The following is a 21,736-nucleotide window of genomic DNA, read 5'->3' on the forward strand; positions in this document are numbered from 1 at the left end:
CAGATATGTTCGCTTACGCAAAAAATCAGTCTACACTTTAATCAATTGTTAATAAAAACCTCTATTCGATATCGAATAGAGGTTTTTTTATGTTCAAATCACATTAAACGCGCATAAACGAAAATAAATAGTGACCAAAAACGAAAGTTGCAGTAGGATTCAATGAGTTTCAAAAATGCTCGTTCGCTCACCAAGAGGTCAAAATCATGAGTGCTCAACAACATAATACAAATAATGGTTCATCCTCCACTTTAGATTTGATCGTTATCGGTGGTGGTATTAATGGCGCAGGTATCGCAGCCGATGCAGCTGGACGCGGCCTAACGGTAGGCTTATACGAAGCTAGCGACTACGCATCAGCAACGTCATCGGCAAGTTCAAAACTCATTCACGGTGGCCTACGCTACCTAGAACACTACGAGTTTCGTTTAGTATCAGAAGCGCTAGCAGAACGTGAAGTTCTGTTAAGAAAAGCGCCACACATCGCGCAACCAATGCGCTTTCGTTTACCGCATCGCCCATTCTTGCGTCCAGCGTGGATGATTCGCTGTGGCCTATTCCTTTACGATAACTTGGGTAAACGAACTACGCTTCCAGCAAGTAAAACAGTTAACCTAGCGCAATCAGGCCTACTGAAACCTGAAATGAAAGTCGGTTTCGAATACTCAGACTGCTGGGTAGATGATGCTCGAATGGTATTGCTGAATGTACTTGCAGCGAAAGAAAATGGCGCTGAAACGCGTAACTACTGTCGCGTAGAAGCAGCACGCAGAGAAGGCGGTGTATGGGTAGTAACGATCCGCGACGTAATGACAGATCAAACATTCGAACGTAAAGCCAAAGCCCTAGTGAACGCGGCGGGTCCTTGGGTGAAACAGTTCTTTGATGATGGCCTTGAACAGGAATCACCACGTAATATTCGCCTGATCAAAGGTTCACACATTGTCGTACCACGTATTCACGATGAGCCTCAAGCGTATATTCTTCAAAACAAAGATAATCGTATCGTCTTCATGATCCCTTATCTAGATAAGTTCTCGATCATCGGTACAACAGATGTTGAGTACAAAGGCGATCCTCGCGAAGTTGCGATCTCTGATGATGAAGTCGATTACCTAATCGATATTGTTAATCAGCACTTTGTGCAGCAGCTAACTACCGAAGATGTGGTTTGGACATACAGCGGCGTGAGACCACTTTGTGATGACGAGTCTGACTCACCACAAGCGATCACGCGTGACTACACGCTAGAGCTTGATGCTGAACTTGATCAAGCACCACTGCTTTCAGTATTTGGTGGCAAGCTCACGACTTACCGTAAGCTTGGTGAAGCTGCATTGAAGAAGCTAGAACCGTTCCTACCAAACATGGGACCAGCGTGGACAGCAACCGATACGCTACCAGGTGGTAACTTTAGCTGCGGTCGCGAACAATTGGCTGACATGATGAACTCTAAGTATCCTTGGGCTTCAAAAGGTCTACTGCTTCGTTACATCACGCAGTTTGGTACTCAGACTTGGGATCTACTCGCAGGTGCAACTTGTGAAGAAGATCTTGGTAAGAAGTTCTCGTCGGAAGCACATGGTGTTTACCAACGTGAAATCGACTACTTGATCACGCAAGAGATGTCTCAAACTTCAGAAGATATGTTATGGCGTCGTACCAAACTTGGCTTATACATGAGCGATGAAGAACAACAAATGGTGACGGACTACTTAAAGACGACACTTGAGCAAAAAGTGGTGAGTTTTTCTCAAGTGAGCTAACAGCACCTAGCTAATTCGAGCAAGCAAAAGCTTAGTCTTCCCCCGACTAAGCTTTTTTATTTTCAACGAAATCTAAAGAGTGTTTTCACCAGCCCGTTAATTATCACCATTTCAAAACCTTGCTATGCTTTATCTCAACGAAACCAAACACATAAACGCTTGCTCACTCAGCGTTTCAATAAGGAATAGATACCATGCAAAAAGTTATTCTGATTACAGGCGCTACTGATGGCATTGGCTTTGAAACAGCAAAAACACTGGTTGAACAAGGTCATCACGTTCTGTTGCACGGTCGCAATCCACAAAAATTAAAAGACGTTGAACAAAAGCTCGCGAACATTTCAGACACAGCAAAGATTGAAAGCTATGTGGCGGATTTATCGATATTGGCGGACGTAGAAGCCTTGGCGAGCAAAGTATTAGCAGAGCAGTCTAAACTCGACGTGCTGATCAATAATGCGGGTGTGTTCAACACGCCAAACCCAATCACTTCAGATGATTTGGATGTGCGCTTTGTGGTCAATACGCTCGCACCATATCACCTAACCAAGCGATTACTACCACTGTTGGACAGCTCAAGCCGAGTGGTGAATCTATCTTCTGCAGCTCAAGCGCCTGTGAGTATTGATGCGTTAGAGGGTCGTAAACCACTGTCAGATGGAGAAGCCTATGCACAAAGTAAGCTCGCTATCACTATGTGGACTCGCGAAATGGCAAACGAGTTAGCAGGCGTTGGTCCAATGGTTGTGGCGGTGAACCCGGCATCACTACTTGGTAGTAAAATGGTAAAAGATGCCTACGGAATTGCGGGCGGTGACTTAAGCATTGGCTCGGATATCTTGGTACGCGCATCGCTATCCGATGAGTTTGCGAACGCTCATGGCAAATATTTCGATAACGATAATGGAGTATTTGCAAACCCACATCCAGATGCCGCTCATGGTAATAAATCGCAACTGGTGATTGAGTCGATTGAACACACGCTTGCCCAAAAGCTAGCTTAAGCGAGTTACGAACAGCGAATACAACAAAGCCCGCTAAGATGCGGGCTTTTCACATTTGACTGTCAACCTGAAACTACATATCCCAGTAGGGTGGCGTCCCATAGTGCTCAGAGAAATAATCAATGAATGCACGTACTTTCGGCGCCAATAGACGCGAACTAGGATAGACAGCCCAAATAGATGGCTCAGATGTGAGCGGGTAGTCGTCTAACACGCGAACAAGCTCACCACTTTTTAGCTTATCGTAAACACACCATGTTGAGGCAATGGCGAGACCGACTCCGCCAATAGCAGCATCTCTCAGAGCCTCACCATTATCAGTACGAAATGGACCATTCGCTTTTACGGTGACAGGCCCTGTCTCAGTCTGAAACGTCCAGTTCTCAAGCCCAATCAAACTGTTACATTGATGATCGTTTAAGTCTTGTGGAGTGACTGGCTTACCATATTTGATTAGGTAATCAGGAGAGGCACAGATAATACGGTCATCCGGCGCAAGCTTTCGAGCAATCAAAGAAGAGTCTTTGAGCTCAGAGATACGAATCGCAATATCAAAGCCACCCTCGACCATATCGACCACTGTGTCAGACAATCGCAGGTCAACCTTAAGCCCCGGGTAAGCTTCCATAAAACCTGCCAAAGCAGGCACCAAATGCAGACGACCAAATGACGCCGATGCCGTTACCCTAAGCGTGCCCGTTGGAGAGTCACTGCCGACGCCAATTGCCGAACGAGCGGCATCTACGCTAGACAACACCTCTTCGGCATGCGGCAGAAATGCTTGTCCCTCTTCGGTCAATGACACTTTACGGGTGGTACGATGCACAAGGCGCACTCCCAAATTATCTTCGAGCTTACTGATATGCGAACTTGCAACCGCTGGTGACAGCCCGAGCTCTTGCCCAGCCATACTAATGTTATGAGTCGAAGCTAAGCGAACAAACAATTTCAGGTGTTCAATATTCATCTGATTACCAACAAAAACTTGAAAGTCATAATTTAATACTGATTATTATGCTTGGTTTTCGAAGTAATACAATCTCTATACCGTACAAGTTCTGCTACTTCAGACACAAAAAAAGCTCCCGAAGGAGCTTAGTCATTGTGTTTGCTTTATCACTGTCTTGGTTAGGCGGTTAGTCGCGCATAAAGCGAGTCTTTAAGCACTGAACGGTCGTGCTTCATTTGGTGCATTTGACCATCTTCAATCGGCGAGCCGTTTAGCTCCAATTTACGAATCTCTTTATCTAAGTCGTTGTAGGTTTTCATGTCAGTCGCAAAGTTTTCATTATCCTCTGCAAGCTGAGCAATTTTATCTTTCATTTCTGGGAATTCATGAACAAGAGAGTGGTTTTCACCTAGCATAGAGACCTCTTTCCTTTTGTAGAGCCTTCAGGCTGAAATTAGAGAATGTGTCATAAATACCTTAGCAACTGAGTGCTAAAAACGATGAGATCCAGCACACAGCATTGAACAATGTTTAGACACAAATCGTATTAAAATTAGACGAGAGCGAACACCTCGCTCCCGCCTGTATCCTTACCAAGAATAGGTTTGGATGATGTTTTGTGCTGCCATCGGATTACTATCAATGGCGTGATTTACGCGCGCTAAGAATTGCTCGCGAGAATCCAACAAATACCCTTTCTGAGGAACAATGTTGTTGCCATGATCACCCCAGTAGAAGGTATCTATCTCTAAATTTTCAAGTAGGTACCTTTCTTCTTCAAGGATTTGCAATTGTGTCGGCATAATGAACGTACCGTCTTTGACCTCTTGCTCCATCACGGTTCCCGGTTGAATCGCAAGGGCCATTGGCGCAATGTGTTCCGGCTTGGTGATGTTCAGAATACGCGTGGTCTCGATGATGTGCTCTTTAGAGCGTTCACGACCACCTAAGCCGAAGATAAACGACAGCAGTACTTCGATACCTGCTTCTTTCGCCATCGCCATACCTTCAATTGCTTGCTCTTGACTCATGCGTTTTTTAATTCGGTCGAGCACCACTGGGTCGCCAGACTCTAAGCCGCAATAAGCCATATCAAGACCTGCACTTTTCAGCTCTTTCAACTCTGCAACACTCTTGCGACGAAAATCGTTCAACCCACTATATAAAGAGATTCTTTGGCTCTCTGGAAAGGTGTGCTTGAGCTTATTCAGTACCTTCAACAAGTAATCGGTGCGCGCTGCCATCACATTGCCATCAGTTAAGAAAATCGACTCAACGTATGGGTAGATCTGACGTGCCTCTTCAATATCTTTAAACACATCCTCGATATCACGCACCTTAAAGCGCTTATCATCAAACATGCTACAGAACGTACAGGTATTAATGCTGCATCCGAGTGTGGTTTGAATCAGGATGCTGCGAGCCTCAATCCAAGGGCGGTAGATTTTTCCCTCATATTGCATAGTGGTGTCTCCAGTTACGCGCTCTAAATGATGCCCAATTGGCGGAGCGCTGTTTTGTTGCGGAGAAGTCTAACAATGAGGAATTAGATTGATAATAGACATGAATATGGAATCAGTTTATAGATTTCAAGTAAAATACCCTCAACAGAAAGTGAGGGTATTTTTATGCTATATCTAGAAAAGGTAATGGCAAATCTAGTGATCGCAACCACCACCACGTTCCCACTGATAACTATCGTCAGGCGATGACGAACTGGTTGATTGACAACCAACAGCAAAGAGTAAGGTTAAAGAAAGTAAAAGCCACTTCATTATTTGACCTCCGTTTTCATTCAGTTGAGTTCTATTAAAATGTAGATCATAGACTCCACCTATAAGTGACCCAGTGAATCATAGAAAACTTTCAGCCTTATCAGAGAAGTTAAAATGAACTAACCTTTACGCTCATATAAGTCCGTCGGGACTTCGGTTTCACAACGCTCAAGATCATAATCTTGCGTCGTGCCGCTAGCACCTAGAAATTGCAATCTCACAATCATCCCTCTATCGACAAACCAGCGTAAGTCTTCGCAAGAATATCGATAACTTAATTCCATAATATGAGACTTCAGCCAACGAGAGCTACCAGGTAATCTGGCAACATAATAAATAACACCACTCTCAGTAACAGTTATATCTTTGTAATCACTTAAATGCTCGACTGCAGTATCGATCGTTTTTTGATCCGCGGTTGGGTGTAACTCCTCAATAGGTACAACCAAACAACCCGATAGTAGGGTTGCAGATAAACCACCCAAAAACATAGATTTCAATTTCATTTTTATTCTCGTTCAATTACTTAGCCAAATTAACAATCGACCGAGATTCTATTCATAAGGCTAATAAATGTGTACACCTTAAAGCATCAATTTATAAAAATGTGATATGAAAGGCTTTTAAGAGCGATCAGTATCTTGCAATAAGATCTTAAACTACTTGGCGCGATCAGATTGCTTGTTGTCGTGATCGGATATTACCTAGATCGCTGCAGTGGCTAATATGTGAACACACCACGAGACAGCACAAAGGTAGCATCATGACAAAAACAGTACTTATCACAGGCGCATCAAACGGCATTGGTTTAGAACTCGCAAAAATTCATGCTGAAAAAGGCCATGACTTAGTCATCGTCGCTCGTACAGAAGACAAACTTAACGCTCTTAAACAACAATTGGAAAATACTTACTCGGTCAATGTAGAGGTGATTGCAAAAGACCTATCTTTACCCGAATCCGCTCAGCAAGTATTTAATTACACGCAAGCTAAAGAACTTCAGATTGATACATTGATCAACAACGCGGGTTTTGGTGGGCACGGTAAGTTTGCAAAGCGAGAATTAGTTGATGAACAATCCATGATGCAAGTCAATATGGTGACTCTGACCAACCTAACCCACCTTTACTTACAAGGCATGGTTGAGCGCAATTATGGCCAAATCCTTAACGTGTCATCGACCGCTTCTTTCATGCCCGGTCCATTGCAAGCAGTGTATTACGCAACCAAAGCGTACGTAACTTCATTTAGCCAAGCGATAGCGGAAGAGGTCAAAGACCACAACATCAGTGTCACCGCCCTATGCCCTGGAGCGGTCGATACCGGTTTTGTTGAAGCTGGTAATCTAGATGGTGTCGACATCTGGAAAAATGCTAAATCCGCACGTTCTGTCGCTGAGTGCGGTTATGAAGCGATGCAAAAGCGTGAGCTTGTCGCTTTCAATGAGGCACCGCTTAAATTTATGATTAATTGGATTATCCCTCTTTTGCCACGCAAGACCGCGCTTAAGATTTCTCGTCAAGCGATGGAAAAGAACTAAACCTGTTTTAAAGTGAGGCTAAAGAGATGAAACGAGCCAGCAAATTCACCATTCCACCCAATTGGAAAGTACTCTTTAATGATCTAGGTCTGGATGTACACGAAATACTGGCTCATGCAGGTCTTCCTCAAGGGCTCTTTGAGCAACCAAAAGTGCAACTAACTCCTGCCCAATACTTCCAAATTTGGCATGGCATCGAAGCCGCATCTCATGGAACAGAAATGCCACTCAAACTTGCGGAAGTACTGAGTTTTGAATCATGTGATGTACCAATCTATGCCGCAATGTGCAGTGATAATCTCAACGCTGCACTGGTGCGCTTGCGCGATTACAAACCATTAATTGGGCCAATGATACTCGATATCGAAAAGGACAATACTGCGTCGCAGCTTACGTTTGGTTGCTATGGGTACGAGGGGGAATTACCCAAAACACTTAACCTAACTGAAATGGTCTTCATGACGCAATTAGCGAGAATGGCGACTCGCACGCACGTTCAGCCTTTGAAGGTGGTGTTGCCAGGCTTACCTAACCAACTCGCAGCATACGAAACGTATTTTGGGTGTGAAATACAACAAGGGGATTTGGCTCAGATTCGTTTCAGAGCCACCGATGCTAATGCTCCTTTCCTGACCCAAAATCAGGCGATGCTCAATATGTTTGATAATGAGCTAAAGCAAAGATTGGAAGCGCAGCAGGCAGAAAACACCACACTTGATCGTGTCTCTACGGTTTTGGTTGGTTCTCTACCGCAAGGAGAGAGCAGTATTGAGTATGTGGCAAAACAGTTAGCCATGAGTAAGCGAACTCTGCAACGAAAGCTATCGGAAGAGAACTACAGCTATCAATGGGTACTCAAAAAAGTACGTCAGGAGTTGGCCGACTATTATTTACAGCAAACGCAGCTGCCAATCATTGAGGTCTCTTTCTTATTAGGATTCCAAGAGACTAACTCTTTTATTCGAGCCTACAGCAACTGGACTGGGACGACGCCTAGCCAAGCTCGAGGCTAATGTCGCTTTAAACATTTATGATAAAAATGGGACAGCCATGCTATCCCATTTTAACAACACCATCAGTACACCTGACACCAATCCGATTTCATATCGATTAGCACCCATTCGTCACGTTGGTTCGCCTCATCAAGTGCTTTATCCAAACGTCCAACATGGGATTCACGGTCATACTGCCACTCACGTTCCGCATCGGTGTGGTGAACAATCATCGCCATTGAGTTTGGTTGGCTAGTCGCCCACTGCATCATCGCTTGATCGCCATCTGAATTCCCGACGGCTAGAATCGGCTTTTTGCCAATAATATGCTGAATGTTCGAGACTTTTCCTGCTTTATCATCAATCGTTAAGATAGAAGAGTCTTTTACAACCGTTGGCTTTCCATCGTTGTAACTGTAGTTATATTTGAGTGCGCTACCGATGATCTGTTCCGTTGGTATATTGTAAGCTTCTGGAGCCCAAACTCGCATAAAATCGACACCGCCACCAGACACAATGTAGGTTTTAAAATTGTTATCTTGCAGGTAAGTCAGCATCTCTTTCATTGGCTGATAGGTAAGCTCGGTATAAGCTTTGTCGAAACGCTCATCTTTGGCGACGGCCAACCACTGGTCGACATCTTTCTGGTACTGCTCCACCGTCATTCCAGAATGGGTCGCTAGAATAAGTTTGAGTAACCCCTCTTCTCCGCTCGACAGAACGCTTTTTATGTCATCAGCGAGCACAGATTTAAATGGCTCTTCTGTTTTCCACTCTGGATGCTCAGATGCCATCTCTTTAACTCGATCCAGTGCGAATGCTAGTTGAAAGTAATACGGTTTTTCAGACCAAAGCGTGCCATCATTATCGAAGACAGCGATACGATCTTCTACTGGCACATAGGTATCGGACTGCTTGTCACTCGTTTGCTCAACAAATTTAACAATGGCGGATTTACTGGCGCTGTCCTTCCAAGAAGGCAACAGTGAGGAATCACAATCTTTGGCAAAAGATGAAAAAGAGAGAGTGGAAAAAATAGCAACTGACAATAGAGTTAGTTTCTTCATAGCAACGACCATGTTATTTATAAAATGAAAGGGTTAGCTTTTTCATTTAGCCTAGCTGTTCTACTCTCATTTTCCACTTATGACGACTATAACCACTCTTTATGTGCCAAGGGTTATGCTTCAAAATCGTCAAATATCTCTTATCAAGCTTGTCTCGAAACATCCGTTTCTGCGGTTTTTTTCTTACTCCCACCTCTTGTCCACAATGCCAAAGTGACGATCACCCCTGAAAAAGCAATACAAAGATAAATCGGGTACAGTGGATCAATCACAACGCTAAATGCCAACATCGCCGCCACTCCATAACCTATGGTGTGAGACATGGAGATATAACCAGCCACCGTCCCCGGCGAGCTGCTCCACTTATCGGTTGCTGACGCTGTATAAGCAGGCACCAGTAATGCGGCGCCAACGGAGGTCACAGCCATCGCCAACCCAAAGGTCAACAAATGAGGAATGGTGAACAACGACATCCCAACTAGGAAGGCGATTGAGCCAACCCAGTACATCATTCGAGGCGTCACCTTCTCTTTTTTCACAATCCACACTTGGGAAAACAGTGTCATTGAAGCACTGATGCTCAATAAAATACCGATCGCGTCGCTTAGCTTCTCTGAGGGCCATTCAGTAAATGAATAGATCAAAGGCGATAAACTGTATTGCAATAACGCAACCGATGCACAAAGTAGCAGCCCAGTAATAAGGTACGGTGATAAGCTTTTATTAGGTAACCAAGATTCGCGTTTTATATTATTGGAGATAGAGGACTCGACCTTTGGAATAGGCATAATTAACGAAGAAATAAGGGCGATAAATGGCAACAAAACCATCAAAAATAACGGTGCAAAAGGATTCAACTTTAGTGCAAAAATAGAAACAATTGGACCCAATAATCGTCCACTACTTAATCCAATGCTGACCGCTGTTATCGCCTTTAATCTATGTTGTTCTCCGCACAATATTATTGCCCAATGCTGGCTCGCAGGTACCATTCCAGACACGGTACATCCATAAATAACCCTTGCGATAATTAGCCCTAAAAAACATAACGTTACATTAATATCCCCCGATAGACTTATCATAGAGAACACGGCAAGCAACAGAAAACTAATGGTCATTCCCGCTAGTGCTTGGATAACCACTCGATTTGGGCCATGTTTATCGCTATATCGTCCCCAAAACGGGGCTGATGGGAGAAAGAGTAAACTGCCCACAGCAATCAGAGCAGACCAGGTAGGTAGGTCAAAGGCCGACTGCTCTACCAAAAATGGCAGTGATACAAGTAACCCATTTTGCCCAATTCCCATCAGGGCGGAAATAAGGCCAATCGACATTAAGTGAAACTTTTTATTATTTATTGCTAGCATAATTTAAGGGCGTAAATAAGAGTGAATAAACTCGAAATGAAAAACGCCAGATCAGAATTTATTATTATTGATTATGTGAATAATTATCATTTTAATTTCATTGTGCTAACATTAACGGCTCTTTACCTATAACTCAACTTCATATTTCATTATGTATCAGCTTACCAATGCATCATTTGAAATCGACGGTAAGACAATTCTCTCTCCTACGAGCCTGAATTTTGAGCCTAAAAAAGTCACGACATTACTCGGCCATAATGGGTGCGGAAAGTCGACTTTAATTAAGTTATTAAGCCGTCAAAATAGTCCTACTCAAGGGCAAGTTTCCTTTAATCAAAAACCACTCTCGTCGTTCAGTCACCTTGAGTTTGCGCACCAAGTCGCTTACCTACCTCAGCACCCACCGATCACCGATGGTGTAACTGTGCGCGAATTAGTTTGCTTTGGTCGTTATCCATGGAAAGGCGCATTTGGTCGTTACAGCAAAGATGACTACGCAATCGTCGATGAAGCGATTGAGAAAGTAGGATTAAGCGAATTTTCTCAACGATTCGTCGCCACACTATCGGGAGGCGAGAGGCAGCGTGCTTGGGTCGCAATGTTATTAGCCCAACAAAGCCAATGCATCTTACTTGATGAACCCACATCAGCGCTCGATGTTGCCCACCAGCACGAGCTCTTAGCATTGATTCGCGAGCTTAATCAGTCATTAGGTCTGACCGTAATCATGGTACTGCACGACGTAAACATGGCCACTAAGTTCAGTGACCATCTGATTGCATTGCACTCTGGTCAAGTCATAGCGTCAGGTACCCCTCAAGAGATGATGACTCCAGAGACGCTCACCAGGATCTACGGTATGGAGCTCGCACTTTTCAGTCATCCAATAACAGGTCAACCGATCAGCTACATCCCATAAGAAAAGGAACGTGTTGTGAAAAAATTCTTTACTCTGCTTGTGTGCACTTTCAGTCTCAATGCTCATGCCTTAGACGTGACTCATGAGATGGGCACCACTAGCTTCGAAACCACACCAACGAAAATAGTCGCACTGGATTGGGCTCTATCTGAAACCGTTCTAAGTTTAGGTGTCGATCTCGAAGGTATTGCTGATGCAGAGGGCTACAAACAATGGGTTGTTCAACCGCAACTTAACGAACAGGCTGTCGATGTGGGTTCTCGCAGAGAGCCGAACCTTGAACTACTCACCAAACTTCAACCTGATGTCATTTTGATCAGCAAGCACATGGCCGCAGCCTATGAGCCGCTTAATAAAATCGCACCGGTATTGGTTTACAGTATCTACAGTGAGAAGAAACAGCCCTTAGAATCGGCAAAATCGGTAACACGCTCATTAGGTCAACTGTTTGAACGTGAAGCTCAAGCAAAGCAGGTGATTGCCCAAACTGAGCAACGCCTTTCAGCAAACGGAGAGCAAATACGCGCGGCAGGTAACGCTGTTCAACCACTTCTTTTCACACGTTTTATCAATGACAAGACACTGCGAATCCATAGTGAAGGTTCATTGGCTCAAGACACAATCCAAGCCATGGCACTGAAAAACGATTGGAGTGAGCAAACCAACCTTTGGGGGTTCAGCACCGCTGGAATTGAGAAACTCGCCGAACACCAAAAGGCTAACGTTATGACTTTCGGCCCGCTTACCGACAACGAGCGCAAGAAACTGACAAGTTCTCCACTATGGCAAGCGATGGCTTTCACTCGCAATGATTCGGTTTTTGAACTTCCAGCTATCTGGACATTTGGTGGACTGATCGCAGCACAAAGATTTAGCGATCACATCACCGAGCAATTGACCAACAAACCTTTAAATCAGTAACCATGATCTCAGTTCACGCTTCACCGCCAAAAGTCGGCGTATTTGGAATCAAAACAGCAGGGCTACTCGTCACTGCTGTTTTGGTGATCGGCTCACTGCTTCAGATAACCGCCCCATATTCACAAGGGATCAGGCTCATTTGGGACACCTTGTTTGAGTATGACTCCACCAACTACCAGCACATCATTACTCATTTAACCTACCTACCCAGAATCGCCGTCGCCCTGCTTTGCGGGTTTGCTCTTGCTGTCGCGGGGTGTGTGATGCAGTTTGTGCTGCGAAACCCAATTGCTTCTCCGACAACACTAGGTGTAGCAGCGGGCGCAGAGTTAGGCATGGTGCTGGGAATTCTGTTTTTACCAGCAGGCCTGAATTTTCCGAGCTTCATTCCAGCCTTCATCGGCGGATGTTTGGCTACCGGCTTAGTATTCTTGTTGAGCTCAACTCGTGGTTACTCACCACTGCACATGGTGCTCTCAGGTATGGTCGTTAGCCTGTTTTTGGGTTCCTTGAATACCATGCTACTCATGCTGCATGAGCAAAAACTCACTAGTTTGTTTGTCTGGGGAGCAGGCGTACTCAACCAAAACGATTGGACCAGTACCCAGATTTTATTACCTTTGGTCTGCCTTCCTACGTTACTGCTGCTGATGCTACAACGCCCCCTAGCCTCACTTCAGTTTGGCGATAATGTCGCGACATCGCTGGGCGTTAACATCAAGCAAGTTAAACTTCTGTGCTTGTCACTGGCAATTTTCATCACAGCTGCAGTCGTAAGCGAAGTGGGAATTGTTGGTTTTGTCGGGATTGTTGCACCTGCCATCGCACGTATGCTCGGCGTGCGAGCACTTGCCAAACAGATCATAACCAGTGGCTTCATTGGTTCGGCTATCTTGCTAACCGTCGACCTAATGATCCAACCCTTTTCTGGCGTAGGTGGTGAACTTCTGCCAACAGGAGCCATGACTGCTCTGATTGGCGCACCTTTCCTGCTATGGCTACTACAACGCACTAAATTGAACTCCGAACTAAAAACTCGCGGTGAACACATTGAACATTTCAAACATGTTGCCACTGGCAAGGTGCTTGCTGCCATGCTGTTGATACTCGTCGTTATATCTGCGGTTTCAATCACACTCGGGCGAAACCAACTGGGTTGGAGCCTAGAGTTAAGTCCATCTCTGCTTGAACTTCGTTTACCAAGGGTACTTGTTGCACTGTTTGCTGGTATTGGATTGGCCTTTGCTGGCACTATCATTCAGCGTATATCAAGCAACCCAATGGCTAGCCCAGAAGTTCTCGGTATCAGTTCGGGTGCTGCTTTGGCACTGGTACTCGGTACCTTGATGGGTGGTGCGATTGAGCGTGAACAGCAGATGTTCTTGGGAACATTAGGCGCAGCATCGGTGACTGGTGTGGTCTGGCTGATGGGGCGTAAACACAACTTTGCGCCGACCCAAACCTTGCTGACAGGTATTGCATTAAGTGCTGGATTGGATGCGCTGCTCAGAATCGCTATGAGCTCTGGCAATGAGAACGCCACCGCGCTACTGACTTGGTTATCTGGCTCCACCTACCTTGTCGCATGGAGTGATGTGATTCTGCTTGCTGTCGGCATTTTAGTGATCGGTTCATTGTCACTGTCGCTGCATCGCTGGATAGAGCTCATCAATCTAGGCGAAGTCACCACAACTAGCTTGGGTATGAACATGACCGTAGTACGCTTAGCTTTGTTGCTGCTCGTGGCGGCACTTACCACGTTATGCACGATTGTAATCGGTCCACTGAGTTTCATCGGTCTGTTGGCTCCCCATATGGCTCGCTCACTTCACCAATATCGAGCCATACCTCAAATGCTCACCGCTGCGGTACTCGGCGCCATTATCATGGTTTGTGCTGATTGGATTGGTCGAACACTCTGGTTCCCGTGGCAGTTCCCGGCGGGCCTACTCGCCTCTTTGATTGGTGGAGGTTACTTCCTCTACCTGATGAGACGCTAACGAGATTTCGTGCACCGATACTCAAAGAGCAAGCCCAGTGACCAATAAATCACTGGGCTTTTTTCCCCTCGAGACAACGTTTTGTATTTCTGCAACAGAAACACAATTTATGGTATTCACTCGTGTTTATGTTTACCATGAGCGCAAACACCTGCCTTAGGCGCAACAACCGACCTTAGGTTTTACACTACCCTGAACAGTTTTGGACGATATGGACACATCAGCAATCACACGCCTTCAACGGGACTTACTCTTCAAAATAGTAACGCGACTCAAAGAGGAGAACGCCGTGGCAGGAAGTAGTTTGAATGAATCCTCTCTTGCTCAGCAGTTTGAAGTCTCTCGAACTCCTATGCGAGCAGTTCTCAAACATTTGTCCGATCAAGGTGTCGCTAAATCTGTTCCATACAAGGGGTTTGTGTTGCAGATCGATGCATGTGATATCGAAACTGGCGAGCAAAACAATCAAGAACAAGCCCGTCAAGAACAACTCTATCTGAGACTACTCATGGACATCTTTTTCGGCGAGATCAGCGATTCATTTTCGGAAAATGAACTCCAGCAACGCTATGATGCCAATCGTGGTGAAGTCCAGTCAGTGCTCAGATTACTGGAAAACGATGCGATATTCCGACGCAGCCCAGGCTACAAGTGGCAACTGGATGGTGTGCTTAACTCTCTTGAAAGACACACGGAAAGTTACCGATGCCGTTTGATTTTTGAACCTGCTGGTCTGCTTGAAGCAACGTGGAAACTAAAACGCGACGCACTGGAAAAGTGTCGCGAACGCCATGTTCATGCTATCAAGAATCCAGAATCAATCACCGCTAGCCAACTTTTCACTTTGAGTGCAGACTTCCACGAAATTCTTGCAGCAAGCTCCGGTAACCGCTTCTTACTCGGTATGATGCAACAACAAAATCGACTGCGTAAAGCGACCGATTTGGTCTCTATGCACATCCAATCTTCAGTCAGCCGTTCATGCCAACGACGTCTAGATATCATGGAACTCGTTTTAGATGGGAACAACCAAGCAGCTTCAGAGAAACTCGCTCAGCTACTTGAGAATGATGTACGCGTGATGAAGCGTACTTACCAAGATGTGATGAATGTATCTCAAGAACAACGAGAGCAAATTATCAATAGTATTTCTCTAAAAAACAACTGAACAACAGGGTGGCCTCTCACTGCGCCGCCCTAACCACCCCGCCTCAAAAAAAAATCAAAACAAATAAATAAATCAACAACTTAAATAAAAACCAAACTAAAAAGACCAATTATCATCTGCTCACCTATTGTTGCATTTGAAAATAAATCGCATTTACATATTGTTTTTTCGCAACAAAAACACAATAATAATGATTCTTATTTAGAATCAAATGCAAAAACAAGCATGCGCTTGGTCTAGGTTCAACCGCTTGATTCTCAATAAAAACAATAAAAATAAAGTCATCACGCCAAAGAAATGTGTGCAGCCTTTCATTGATAATTGCAGAGAATAAAATGAAAACCGAAAAAGGAAGTTTCAAACTTTCCACAGTCGCTCTAGCAGTAGCGGCGGTAAGTTCCGTATTCACAGCCCAAGCTCAAGATTACTCGACCGACGAAAAAATGGTTGTGGTATCTAGTCGTACCCCAAAAGCCATTAGTGATATTCCAGGTACTGTTTGGTACATCGAACCACAGCAGATTGAACAAGAATACCGTGGTGGTAAGTCTTTAGGAGAAATCCTAGCAAGCGCTATCCCATCATTGGATGTGAGCAGCGGCGCCCGTACCAACTACGGTCAAAACTTGCGCGGCAGAAAAATGCTGGTGATGATTGATGGCGTATCGCTGCAATCTTCACGTCAAATCAGCCGCCATCTAGACTCTATCGACCCATTCAATATTGAACGAATTGAGGTTCTATCGGGCGCGACATCAATCTACGGTGCTGGTGCTTCAGGCGGTGTGATTAATATCATCACCAAAAAAGCAGATGGCGAAGAGCTTGAATTTGAATCTTTTGTTGGCGGTACATCAGGCTTCAACTCAGGTGAAGATTTCGACTACAAAGTTGGACAATCGATCTCGGGCGGCAATGAAACCGTTCAAGCACGCTCGTCAGTTATCTACACTGAAACTCAGGGCTTCTTTGACGCGAATGGCGATATCGTTACACCAGACATTTCTCAAGGCTCTCTGCAATTCAATAAAACTGTCGACTTCCTAACGACGGTTGGCGTCAATGTCTCTGAGACCAAAAAACTCAACTTCTTGGCGCAGTACTACGATAGCCAACAAGACTCTCCATACGGTTTGTACATTGTTGGCCGTGACTTCGTGGATGTTCGTAAAGGCTTTGATTCGGATAGAGAGCATGGCACTGAGCGTATCATGCTCAGCGCGTCATACATTGATGAACAGTTCCTCGGCCACCAGCTTATTGCTGAAGCGTCATATCGTAAAGAAGACCAGACTTATACGCCTTACTTCCAATCTTCTGGTCAGCAAATCACCGATGTGATCTCGCTAAAGGCAGCACTTGCGAAAGACTTCAACCGCTTCAACATCGTTTATGGTGTAGACGCATACCAAGATACGCTTGAAAGCAACCAAGCGCTTTACGATCCGACGATTGCTAACAACTCGGGTAACCTGATCAACAAGACTTTCGCTGAAGTCGGACGCTATCCAGGTGTTGAAGTCGCCTCTATCGCAGGCTTTGTTCAAGCTGGTTTCGACATCACGAATGATTGGTCTGTAGAAGGCGGCTTCCGTTACCAATACATGAAAAACACCATTGACGACTTCGTTGGCTACCAACAGCAAAAGCAAATCGCAGCAGGTAACGGAACCAGCGCAGATGCCGTTCCTGGCGGTGAAACAGATTACGGTGTTGGTCTATTCAACTTAGGTACGGTTTATCATCTAAACAGTGATTCACAAGTTTGGGCCAACTTCTCACAAGGTTTCGATTTAGCCGATCCTGCAAAATACTACGGTCAAGGCAACTACACCTTAGTGGGCGATCACTGGACACTTAATGACAGCATCAATGTGAATGACTCTAAGATGTCTGGCATCAAGACCAACAGCTTTGAACTTGGCTACCGCTTAGACACTGGCGACCTAAGCCTGCAATCTGCGGCTTACTACTCTCAGTCTGACAAGAATGTTAAGTACAACAAAAACACGCTGCTGATCGAAGAGATCGACGACAAGAAACGTGTTTATGGTCTAGAGGCGCTTGCGTCTTACTGGGTACATGAAAACATTCAGCTAGGTGCATCGGGCCACTACGTTGTTTCAGAAGTGAAAGGCGATGATGGTTGGGAGGATCAATCAGCAGGTGAAGCGAGCACATCAAAAGCGAACGCTTGGGCAGGCTGGTACGACGCTGACCTATCTCTGAAGGTTCAGAGCCAAACCATGTTTGACTACGAAGATGACAGCGACAACAAGCTCAATGGTTACACCGTCTTCGACCTTGTTGGTACTTACCAACTACCAGTCGGTAGCCTAGGTTTTGGTATCCAAAACTTACTTAACAAAGACTACACCACTATTTGGGGTCAGCGTGCACAGATTCTTTACGCAACACACTATGAATCAGCCGCTTATGACTACCGTGGTCGCGGCCGTACTTACACTTTGAACTACCAAGTTAAGTTCTAAGGCACGCATACATATAAATGATAAAGGCTCCTAGTTAGGAGCCTTTTTTAGTAGTTATTCCAACGTATCCAGTCTGACCGTTCTATAGATACTTCTCTATCGGTAACAACTGTAGAAATCCAGACTGCGCGCGCTCCCATTGGCCCGTTTCTGGTTCCGAGGTCCAGCTTTCATCACTGGAATACCAACGCACATCGCCATCTTCTAGATCAAGACGCCAACTATTATCGATGTTCATTGCTTCGCTGATCGTCGAAGCCAGTTCACCCGCCACTTCTGGGCTATCGATCAGCAAGATAGACTCTGTATTCAAATACGTTGAACGAAGGTTGAAGTTAAACGAGCCGATACTGGCAATTCGTTTATCAAACACCACGGATTTCGCATGCAGACCATAAGCAACATAAGGGGCACACTTTTCTGCATCTTTCGTTGAAGCTTCACATAACTTTGAATCCGGCTTCAACTCAAACAGATCAATGCCGTGCTCTAACATCTCTTGTCGACGACCTGCATAAGCCGAATGGTTGGTTACTAGATCATTAGACGCCATAGAGTTGGTCAACGCTTTAATCTCAACACCCTTATCATTGAGAGATTGCCACTCGGTAAGCTGGCCATCATCAAACACTAAGTAGGCTGACTCCAACAAGATCTCTTGCTGAGATGTCTGCGCGAGTTCACCTAGCATTACGGCTGTCTCTTTAGGTTGATCGGTTTCACCTGAATCAACCGGAATTGGTCGGTCATAAACAAAGTGCGCTTCTACCCAAACCATCTCATCCATTAGCTGGTCAAGAAACACATTCGCTTGCTCTTTTCCTTCCGGTAACGATGGATAGTTGACGTAGCTTGGCGTGCTGAGTCCCTCTAATAATGATAGGTCTGGCGCTTTATCCTCACTGAGTAGAGACACTGGATAAGACCATTCACTATTCCAATACTCAACAAAGCTCGATTGGATTTCACCGACCACATCGCCTTTGACCAATACATCGCGATCTCGGAAGTTGATTTCATCGGAATAATCAAAGTACTCGTCGCCAATATTGCGTCCACCCACTACCGAGAACACACCATCTACAGTGAAGGATTTATTGTGCATACGTCGATTTAGACGAGAGAAATCTGACAAGAAGCTGAACCATTTAGAGAAACCACTACGACTAGGGGTAGGGTTAAAAATGCGGATCTCGACATTGGGATGCGCATCTAACGCATTCAATAATGGCTCCCTTTCGTTCAAGTTGATGTCATCTAACATCACGCGAACTTTTACCCCGCGATCGGCAGCGGCAAGCAATCGGCTAGCCAAATAGCCACCCGTGGCATCGGAGTTCCAAATGTAATACTGAATATCGATGGTATATTCTGCGGCTTCAACCAATGCCAAACGTTGAGACAGCGCATCCCAGCCTGCCTCTTGAATCAGTACTGCGCTGTCGCCGACTTCATCAGTTTGAGCGGGATGTTGATTGCTCATGTTCCAAAGTGCGCCTTGTTGTGGGGCGACAACAGATTCTTGAGCATGATTGACTTGTTCTGGTAACGAAGAGCAGCCACCTAATGTAGCAATGAGTAACAAAGAGACACTGATGCGTTTAAGCGCAAGCATTAATTCCATTCCTTAGTGGTGGTTGATCTACAAACCCTGACGGTTTAGGAGAGGGCAAGTTTATAAGTCCTTATTAATGAAATATATACCAAACTTTCCACTTTCCCCCACTGATTGCGCAATAAATGGGAGCCAATATCTCGGCTCCCACTGTTTCACCGTACTTGTGAAGCCTTGTTACGACTGCAGCGCACTCAATCTTAGGCTTTGCTCAACACCAGATTCGTGACCAAATTAATGACTCCAGTATATGGCAAGGCGAGAAAAATCAGTTCAAACCCGAGCAATAAACTACCAAACCCCGAGCAAGATCTTTCAATCCTCTTAACGTGACCACTGCTAATCTTGTTACCAAGTCAGGCGAACACTACGCCGATTATCAAATACAAGTACTGGAGAGAGACCATGTCTAAAGAGCTATTTCAAAACATCAAACAAATCGGTTACGGCGCAATGGGATTGGAAGGTTACTACGGCCAGAGTGACGACACGTCTGCGGTAAACACTCTAGTACATGTGATTGAGCAAGGCATGATGATCGATACTGCGGATGCATATGGTGCCGGTCACAATGAAGACCTCATCAAGCAAGCTATTGCGCAGACAGAAACCACACCTTTTATTGCGACCAAATTTGGCATCGTATTTGAAGAAGACCAAACAGGTAGCCAGCTAGACACAGGTTGGGGTTTCCCATTGACCATTAATGGCACCAAAGAGTACGTCGCTCGCACAATTGATAACAGCCTAGAACGCTTGGGCGTTGAGCAAATCGACCTGCTTTATGCACACTACTTAGATCCGAATGTCCCTCTAGCAGAAACTGTCAGTGCGATGGCCGATGCAGTAAAAGCAGGCAAAGTAAAAGCGATCGGTCTTTCTAATGTCACTGCAGAGCAAGTGTTAGAAGCGAATGAAATCCACCCGATTGCAGCGGTACAGTATGAGTACTCACTGTTCCGACGCGAAGCAGAGACAGATATTCTGCCAGCCATTAATCAAATTGGTGCAGCGCTCGTGTGTTGGTCTCCGCTAGGTGCTGGTTTCCTAACTGGCCAAGTTAAAGATTTAGAAGAGGGTGATTTTAGAAACAATAACCCAAAAATGCAGGGCGACAACTTCACGAGCAACCTACAACGCTTGGAAGAGATTAAAGCCATCGCGGCAGAGTATCAGGTAACACCAGCACAACTCGCTCTTGCATGGTTGGTCGCGCAAGGTGACAACATCATTCCGATTCCTGGTAGCCGTAAAACGTCAAGAGTGGACGAAAACCTAGAAGCCTTGTCAGTGACTCTAAGCCAAGAGACCTTAGACAAGCTAGACCAAATCGCTCCAATTGGTGCATTTAAAGGCGCGACTCTAGTTTAAGAATTTAATCAGAGACTGATTTCTCCAAAGCACATTGGTTCTCAACGCACTTTGGTTTTCAACGCACTTTGGTTCAAAAAACAAATTAGTTCTCATATAAAACAAGGCGCCCGGCTGCGAACAAGCAGTCGGGCGCTTTTTAATGACATCACAGCAAATAACTTCTAGTAGGCACCAGCCGAGTAATGCAGTTCATAGCTGTGGCTGTAGATTTCCAATATGTTGCCAAACGGGTCTTCCATGTAGATCATGCGATAAGGCTTTTCGCCTGGGTAATAGTAGCGCGGTTCCTTCATACGTTTTTTACCACCAGCCGCGACAATACGCTCCGCCAACCCCTCCACATCTGGGTCTTGAACACAGAAATGGAATATACCGGTTTTCCAATACTCAAAATTATCTTCAGGGTTCTCTTGGTTCTTGAACTCGAAAATCTCAACGCCAATACGATCTCCCGTAGATAAATGGGCGATTCGGAATCTTTCCCACCCAGCGCCAAAAACGTCGGTACACATTTCCCCTATAGCTGAATTATCTTCCAGAATCTCTGTGGGCTTCATTATTAGGTACCAGCCTAACACCTCGGTATAAAACTTAACGGCCGCCTCTAAATCAGGGACAGAAATACCAATATGACTGAACGAGCGCGGATAAGTGTGGTTAGTATTCGGTGGTGTGATCATCAGTTACTCTCCATATGCAACAGTTCATGAGCCTAAAATTATAGGCAAGAATAACTAGCTACGATGAAAGCAAATCGGAAGATCGATCATATCTTCAATATCGAGCA

At 45.1% G+C, this 21,736-nt stretch carries 18 protein-coding genes; 10 read left to right on the plus strand and 8 right to left on the minus strand.

Annotated elements, in window-relative coordinates; genetic code table 11:
• Positions 1 to 206 precede the first annotated feature (206 nt).
• Together glpD and AC6R05_RS22105 are read left to right on the plus strand one after the other, a co-directional pair.
• Complete coding sequence (gene glpD / locus AC6R05_RS22100; RefSeq protein WP_500648636.1) at positions 207 to 1,766, plus strand: glycerol-3-phosphate dehydrogenase; 1,560 nt, start codon at positions 207 to 209, stop codon at positions 1,764 to 1,766.
• A 194-nt stretch (positions 1,767 to 1,960) separates the two neighbouring features.
• Complete coding sequence (locus tag AC6R05_RS22105; protein WP_500648637.1) at positions 1,961 to 2,770, plus strand: SDR family NAD(P)-dependent oxidoreductase; 810 nt, start codon at positions 1,961 to 1,963, stop codon at positions 2,768 to 2,770.
• Between the two features lie 73 nt (positions 2,771 to 2,843).
• Here AC6R05_RS22105 and AC6R05_RS22110 read toward each other — a convergent pair whose 3' ends face one another.
• From AC6R05_RS22110 to AC6R05_RS22125, 4 genes are all read right to left on the minus strand, one after another.
• Positions 2,844 to 3,737: a LysR family transcriptional regulator gene (locus tag AC6R05_RS22110; RefSeq protein WP_500648638.1), complete on the minus strand. Its 894-nt coding sequence runs from the start codon at positions 3,735 to 3,737 to the stop codon at positions 2,844 to 2,846.
• A 161-nt stretch (positions 3,738 to 3,898) separates the two neighbouring features.
• Positions 3,899 to 4,135 (minus strand): HP1242/YdcH family protein, encoded by a 237-nt coding sequence (locus AC6R05_RS22115; protein ID WP_150869889.1) that lies wholly within the window; start codon positions 4,133 to 4,135, stop codon positions 3,899 to 3,901.
• Between the two features lie 174 nt (positions 4,136 to 4,309).
• Positions 4,310 to 5,182 carry a radical SAM protein gene (locus AC6R05_RS22120; RefSeq protein ID WP_500648639.1) on the minus strand — a complete coding sequence of 291 codons (873 nt, stop codon included), beginning with the start codon at positions 5,180 to 5,182 and terminating at the stop codon, positions 4,310 to 4,312.
• Positions 5,183 to 5,613: 431 nt separating this feature from the next.
• Positions 5,614 to 6,000 (minus strand): hypothetical protein, encoded by a 387-nt coding sequence (locus AC6R05_RS22125; protein ID WP_500648640.1) that lies wholly within the window; start codon positions 5,998 to 6,000, stop codon positions 5,614 to 5,616.
• 257 nt (positions 6,001 to 6,257) lie between these two features.
• On the opposite strand from AC6R05_RS22125, the gene AC6R05_RS22130 reads away from it, so the two are divergent.
• Both AC6R05_RS22130 and AC6R05_RS22135 read left to right on the plus strand, forming a co-directional pair.
• A complete protein-coding gene (locus tag AC6R05_RS22130) occupies positions 6,258 to 7,034 on the plus strand; it encodes an SDR family NAD(P)-dependent oxidoreductase (RefSeq protein ID WP_500648641.1) in 777 nt (258 codons plus the stop codon).
• 26 nt (positions 7,035 to 7,060) lie between these two features.
• Complete coding sequence (locus AC6R05_RS22135) at positions 7,061 to 8,047, plus strand: AraC family transcriptional regulator (RefSeq protein WP_500648642.1); 987 nt, start codon at positions 7,061 to 7,063, stop codon at positions 8,045 to 8,047.
• A 62-nt stretch (positions 8,048 to 8,109) separates the two neighbouring features.
• Here the strand turns inward: AC6R05_RS22135 and AC6R05_RS22140 are convergent, their stop codons facing one another.
• Together AC6R05_RS22140 and AC6R05_RS22145 are read right to left on the minus strand one after the other, a co-directional pair.
• Entirely contained in the window at positions 8,110 to 9,093 is a 984-nt protein-coding gene (locus tag AC6R05_RS22140) for an HAD family hydrolase (RefSeq protein ID WP_500648643.1), read from the minus strand.
• 143 nt (positions 9,094 to 9,236) lie between these two features.
• The gene (locus tag AC6R05_RS22145; RefSeq protein ID WP_500648644.1) at positions 9,237 to 10,460 is read right to left on the minus strand and encodes an MFS transporter; all 1,224 of its coding nucleotides are present in this window, start codon (positions 10,458 to 10,460) and stop codon (positions 9,237 to 9,239) included.
• A 151-nt stretch (positions 10,461 to 10,611) separates the two neighbouring features.
• Here AC6R05_RS22145 and AC6R05_RS22150 point away from each other — a divergent pair, with 151 nt between their 5' ends.
• The 5 genes from AC6R05_RS22150 to AC6R05_RS22170 all read left to right on the plus strand — a co-directional run bounded on the left by AC6R05_RS22150 (position 10,612) and on the right by AC6R05_RS22170 (position 17,960).
• Positions 10,612 to 11,379, plus strand: coding sequence for an ABC transporter ATP-binding protein (locus AC6R05_RS22150; RefSeq protein WP_500648645.1), 768 nt, complete (start codon positions 10,612 to 10,614; stop codon positions 11,377 to 11,379).
• 15 nt (positions 11,380 to 11,394) lie between these two features.
• Positions 11,395 to 12,300 (plus strand): ABC transporter substrate-binding protein, encoded by a 906-nt coding sequence (locus AC6R05_RS22155; RefSeq protein WP_500648646.1) that lies wholly within the window; start codon positions 11,395 to 11,397, stop codon positions 12,298 to 12,300.
• Between the two features lie 2 nt (positions 12,301 to 12,302).
• Positions 12,303 to 14,300, plus strand: a complete 1,998-nt coding sequence (fhuB, locus tag AC6R05_RS22160; protein WP_500648647.1) for a Fe(3+)-hydroxamate ABC transporter permease FhuB — start codon at positions 12,303 to 12,305, stop codon at positions 14,298 to 14,300.
• Between the two features lie 211 nt (positions 14,301 to 14,511).
• Positions 14,512 to 15,468 carry a GntR family transcriptional regulator gene (locus AC6R05_RS22165; RefSeq protein ID WP_500648648.1) on the plus strand — a complete coding sequence of 319 codons (957 nt, stop codon included), beginning with the start codon at positions 14,512 to 14,514 and terminating at the stop codon, positions 15,466 to 15,468.
• 335 nt (positions 15,469 to 15,803) lie between these two features.
• Entirely contained in the window at positions 15,804 to 17,960 is a 2,157-nt protein-coding gene (locus AC6R05_RS22170) for a TonB-dependent receptor (RefSeq protein WP_500648649.1), read from the plus strand.
• Positions 17,961 to 18,042: 82 nt separating this feature from the next.
• Here AC6R05_RS22170 and AC6R05_RS22175 read toward each other — a convergent pair whose 3' ends face one another.
• The gene (locus AC6R05_RS22175) at positions 18,043 to 19,575 is read right to left on the minus strand and encodes a phospholipase D family protein (protein ID WP_500648650.1); all 1,533 of its coding nucleotides are present in this window, start codon (positions 19,573 to 19,575) and stop codon (positions 18,043 to 18,045) included.
• 405 nt (positions 19,576 to 19,980) lie between these two features.
• On the opposite strand from AC6R05_RS22175, the gene AC6R05_RS22180 reads away from it, so the two are divergent.
• A complete protein-coding gene (locus AC6R05_RS22180; RefSeq protein WP_500648651.1) occupies positions 19,981 to 20,946 on the plus strand; it encodes an aldo/keto reductase in 966 nt (321 codons plus the stop codon).
• A gap of 164 nt (positions 20,947 to 21,110) precedes the next feature.
• Here the strand turns inward: AC6R05_RS22180 and AC6R05_RS22185 are convergent, their stop codons facing one another.
• A complete protein-coding gene (locus AC6R05_RS22185) occupies positions 21,111 to 21,629 on the minus strand; it encodes a lactoylglutathione lyase family protein (protein ID WP_150869877.1) in 519 nt (172 codons plus the stop codon).
• Positions 21,630 to 21,736: the final 107 nt, after the last annotated feature.

This window comes from Vibrio sp. R11-SG3-ISO9, assembly GCF_059834255.1.